This window comes from Mycobacterium sp. (assembly GCF_019247615.1).
GTDB lineage: Bacteria > Actinomycetota > Actinomycetes > Mycobacteriales > Mycobacteriaceae > Mycobacterium.
On sequence record NZ_JAFBAT010000025.1, the window covers coordinates 1 to 4,834 of the forward strand.

Sequence of the window (4,834 nt, forward strand, 5' to 3'; positions counted from 1 at the left end):
AAACGCCGCAATTTCGAATCCTGCCAGTGACACTATGTGACCAGCGTAAACGCAGCCCTGCCCGGTCGGCCAAAACAAAACCCAGTGCTCGCAGGCCAACCTCACACTCGTCGTCGGCGAAAAAACACAGAATTCGCTAACGGGAGCACCTAACATCCATTTATCGCTGAACGCGGGGGCAGCTCGGCTACCGGAGGTCTCCCATGTCGTTCGTGATCGCGGTGCCGGAAACAGCGACGGACGCGGCCACAAGTCTGGCGAGTATCGGCTCCACGATCACCAAAGCCAACGCGGCGGCAGCAGCCCCCACCACGGCGGTGCTGGCCGCAGCCGAGGATGAGGTGTCGGCGGCTGTTGCCTCGCTGTTTTCCGGCCACGCCCAGCAGTATCAGGCGCTCAGCGCGCAGGCGGCGGCGTTTCATTCCCAGCTTGTGCAGACCCTCACGGCCGGTGCGTGTGCCTACGCCGGCACCGAGGCCGCCAACGTCGAGCAGATGCTGCTGGGCGCGTTTCAGCCGTTCCTGCAGGAGACCCAGCCGGTCCGGCAGGCCCTGCTCGGCGTGATCAATGCGCCCACCGAGTTTCTGCTCGGGCGTCCGCTGATCGGCCCCGGCGCCAACGGCGCGACCAACAGGCTAGGGGTGGGGATGCCCGGCGGTGCCGGTGGCATCTTGTGGGGCAGGGGCGGCAACGGTGGCAACAGCACCGCCGCCGGAGCCCCCGGCGGGGCGGGTGGTCCGGCGGGGTTGCTGGGCACCGGTGGCACCGGGGGTATGGGCGGACCGGGTGCCGTCGGAGGCTCCGGCGGCGCGGGGGGTCTGCTGTATGGCCACGGCGGACCCGGTGGTATCGGCGGGCCACTCACGATTACCGGCGTTAGCAGCGGCGGCGCGGTGTTGTTCAGTAACGGTGGACCTGGCGGAGCGGGCGGTCCGGCGGGGTTGCTCGGCGCCGGTGGCACCGGCGGCATGGGCCAGTGGGGCGCACCCGGCGGGGCCGGGGGCATCAGCGGGTGGCTGTATGGCCACGGCGGGCCCGGCGGTATCGGCGGGCCCCTGGCTATCGGTGGTAGCGGCGGCAGCGCGGTGTTGTTCGGGAAGGGTGGGCCTGGCGGGGTCGGCGGGGAATTGGCCCGAGGTGGTTCGGGTGGTCATGGCGGGTGGCTGGTCGGCACCGGGGGCCCGGGCGGGACCGGCGGGGTGCTGGGTCCCGGCGGCCCGGGCGGACCCGGCGGCATGTTGTGGGGCAAAGCCGGGCCCACCGGCGCCGCTGGTGGCCCAGCTACCGCCCCGATGTATTTGAATGCGGTGCTGGACAATGGCCAGCCTCGCGAAATTACGTACATAAGCATAGAGAGCGGACCGAGTTCGCCGGTGATAGTCGACACCGGTTCCCAAGGCCTTCTAGTCACACCGCCAGACGTCAATGGCGTAAATCTCGGCCAGCCCATCGGGACGGGGTCGAAGGTATACAACCCCCAAGGGTCGACCACCCACACATACGCTTACACGGAATACAACGCATCGGTGAATTTTGCCGGTACTGGAATCGTCACCCAGCCGATGACCATCGGTGTCATCAACTCCGATACAGTCACAACTACCAAAAATGGTATGACGACCTCGACAATCTACACATGGAGCCCATCGCAATCGACATACGTCGACCCAGCGGGGGACACCCATACTGTAGTCGGCGTAATGGGTGTTGGCGTTAGGGCTGATGGTGTGGGCTTCTCTCCCGTCCAGGAATTGCCGGGCACCCTCAATCAGGGTGTGCTTCTAAACAACCCCCAGAATCAGCTGCAGTTCGGCGCCAACCCGCTGAGCTACTATGCTTCGCTTCCCGGAGGCGCGAAAACCTCGGCTTCTCCCGATCTGCTGGTGCAGGTCACATCAACCGCTTCCCCTCCCCCTAACCCGGGTACAACCGCCATTCCAGCGACCCCCACCGGGGCTATCGATAGCGGTGGCATATACGGAGGCGTCCCCCAGTCCGCGCTGCCAAATCCCAGCGACACGAAATTTCCAGCGGGAGATACTATCTGGGTTTATACGAGCAACAACCCGGGAAATCCCGGTACTCCGGCTTTGCTGTATTCCGCGACCGTGAACGGACCGGGGCTTCCGGATGTTTACACAAGTACCACGAATACGCCTTTTAATTCTGGAGTTTTTCCGTTCTCCGGGTACGGCGGCGGCCTCGTCCTCCCCAGCGGCATCCCAGCCTCCAACGGCATCCCGATCTACGTCGCGTACAGCCCCAGCGGTACCGGGACGACATACTTCGACAGCTGAGCACCGCATGGGCAAGCCCATTAATGTTCCCGGCAACACGGATAGAAAGTTAAAGGACACGGACCGGGCCAATCACTTGCCGAAACACAAACGCCCCGTCGGTTCCTTGCGCAGAAACTCATCCAGCAGCCGATACTTTTCGAGCGGGCGGTGAGGGACACAAAAACACCCTCAAACAGGGGCCTATAGTGAATTATCCCGCTCATTTCGCCCTCATCGGAGGCCTCCCCTATTCTTAGTGGTCAAATCCCTATTTCTGCTGGGCTGAACACGTTTCGGCTCTCCCGGCATCTTCGGATAGTTCGGCGGGTATGGCATGTCGCCTAGTCCGCGCTCTTCGTCGGCGTCGGCCATCGCGAGCAGCGGGACGATCGACTGGGCCACGTCGTCCATGTCCGCCCACGGGTCGTCGCGGTGCTTCACCAGATCGGGCACGGTGGCCATGGTGTAGTCGTCCGGGTCGGCGCCGGCGAGTTCGTCCCACGTCAGGGGTGTCGACACCGTCGCGATCGGCGTGCGCCGGACAGAGTAGGGCGACGCCATGGTGCGGTCGCGCGCGTTCTGGTTGAAGTCGATGAAGATGCGCTCGCCACGCTCCTCTTTCCACCACGAGGTGGTCACCGCGTCCGGTGCGCGACGCGCCACCTCGCGGGCGAGCGCGATGCCCGCCCGGCGCACCTCGACGAAGCCCCAGTCGGTGGCGATGCGCAGAAACACGTGGACGCCACGGCCGCCGGAAGTCTTCGCGTACCCGACCAGGCCGAGTTCGTCGAGAAGTGGCCGCAGGACGTCGACGGCGACGGCCCGTGCCTGCTGAAAACCGGTGCCGGGCTGCGGATCCAGGTCGATGCGCAACTCGTCGGGATGATCGGTGTCCGGGCAGCGCACCTGCCATGGGTGCAACGTGATCGTGCCCATCTGCGCCGCCCACACGATGGCGGCGGGGTGGGTGACTTTCAGGGCGTCGGCGGTGCGTCCCGAGGGGAACGTCACGCGGCAGGTCTCCAGGTAGTCGGGATGGCGCTGCGGAACCCGCTTCTGGTAGATCTCCTCACCCTCAATGCCGTCAGGAAAGCGCTGCAGGTGGGTGGGACGGTCGCGCAGCGCGGTCAGCATCGGACCGCAGCCCACGGCGAGGTAGTACTCGACGAGCCGTCGCTTGGTGCCGTTGGATCCCAGCGCCGGGAAGTACACCTTGTCGGGGTTGGTGAGCCGTACCGCGATGCCGTCGACGTCGATCTCTTCTGCTGCAGCCGCCACGTCATGATTCCAGCACGCCGCACGTAAGAATGAGCCAATGGACTTGCCCGTTACGCCGCCCGTTTCGCCGATGCTGGCCAAACCGGTGCGCTCGATCCCGCCCGATGCGTCGTATGAGCCGAAATGGGACGGCTTTCGATCCATTTGCTTTCGCGACCGCGATCAGGTCGAGCTGGGCAGCCGCAACGAGCGGCCGATGACGCGCTACTTCCCCGAGCTGGTCGCGGCGGTCCGGACAGAGCTGCCGGAACGCTGCGTGATCGATGGCGAGATCGTCGTCGCCACCGAGCATGGCCTGGACTTCGAGGCGCTGCAGCAGCGGATTCATCCGGCCGACTCGCGGGTGCGGATGCTTGCCGAGAAAACGCCGGCTTCCTTCATCGCCTTCGACCTGCTCGCGCTCGGCGACGATGACTACACCCAGCGCCCGTTCACCGAGCGGCGCGCCACCCTGGTTGAGGCGTTGGCGCGTTCGGGGCCGTCGATCCACGTCACGCCGGCGACCACCGATCTGCGGACCGCTCAGCGCTGGTTCGAGGAATTCGAGGGCGCCGGCCTCGACGGCGTCATCGCCAAGCCACTGACGCTCACCTATCAGCCCGACAAACGCGTGATGTTCAAGATCAAACACGAGCGCACCGCCGACTGCGTGGTCGCCGGCTATCGGGTACATAAGTCCGGCGGTGAGGCGATCGGGTCGTTGCTGCTGGGGCTTTACCAGGACGACGGCAGGCTCGCTTCGGTCGGCGTGATCGGCGCGTTTCCCATGGCCGAACGGAGACGGCTGTTCGACGAATTACAGCCGTTGGTAACGACTTTCGACGGTCATCCCTGGAATTGGGCCGCGCACGAAGCGGGCGAGCGAACGCCGCGCAAGAACGAATACTCACGCTGGAACGTGGGCAAGGACCTCTCGTTCGTGCCGCTCCGACCCGAGCGCGTGGTCGAGGTTCGCTACGACCACATGGAAGGGCCGCGGTTTCGCCACACCGCCCAGTTCAGCCGGTGGCGGCCCGACCGCGATCCCCGCACGTGCACCTACGCGCAACTCGAGCAACCGGTTACATTCAGCCTCAACGAGATCGTTCCGGGCCTCGGCCCGGCTTAGCGTCGCTTGGTAAGGGCGGAGTCATTGAAGGCGCGTTCGGCGTCGATGCGGCGGGCGCGGTCTTGTGCGCGGGTGCGGCCGCGGGTGGGCATCATCAACCCACGCTCACCGGTGGGCCGCTGTCGCGTTGAGACACTCGGTAATTCGGCGGTGGGTAGACAAAGGGTGG

Annotated in this window: 2 protein-coding genes and 2 pseudogenes; 3 read left to right on the plus strand and 1 reads right to left on the minus strand. The window is 65.4% G+C overall.

From position 1 onward, the window contains the following. Positions 1-203: 203 nt before the first annotated feature. Positions 204-1,256: pseudogene (locus JO059_RS01665) on the plus strand (PE family protein); the annotation flags it as partial. 54 nt (positions 1,257-1,310) lie between these two features. Further along, positions 1,311-2,297, plus strand: a pseudogene (locus tag JO059_RS22880) (hypothetical protein); the annotation flags it as partial. A gap of 213 nt (positions 2,298-2,510) precedes the next feature. Here the strand turns inward: JO059_RS22880 and ligD are convergent. Beyond that, positions 2,511-3,557 carry a non-homologous end-joining DNA ligase gene (gene ligD / locus JO059_RS01670; RefSeq protein WP_293314248.1) on the minus strand — a complete coding sequence of 349 codons (1,047 nt, stop codon included), beginning with the start codon at positions 3,555-3,557 and terminating at the stop codon, positions 2,511-2,513. Between the two features lie 37 nt (positions 3,558-3,594). On the opposite strand from ligD, the gene JO059_RS01675 reads away from it, so the two are divergent. Next, positions 3,595-4,665, plus strand: coding sequence for an ATP-dependent DNA ligase (locus JO059_RS01675; RefSeq protein WP_293314250.1), 1,071 nt, complete (start codon positions 3,595-3,597; stop codon positions 4,663-4,665). Positions 4,666-4,834: the final 169 nt, after the last annotated feature.

Bases quoted from the DNA above. Each gene is read 5' to 3' on its own strand.
- JO059_RS01675 (WP_293314250.1), top strand. From the start codon at position 3,595: ATGGACTTGCCCGTTACGCCGCCCGTTTCGCCGATGCTGGCCAAACCG.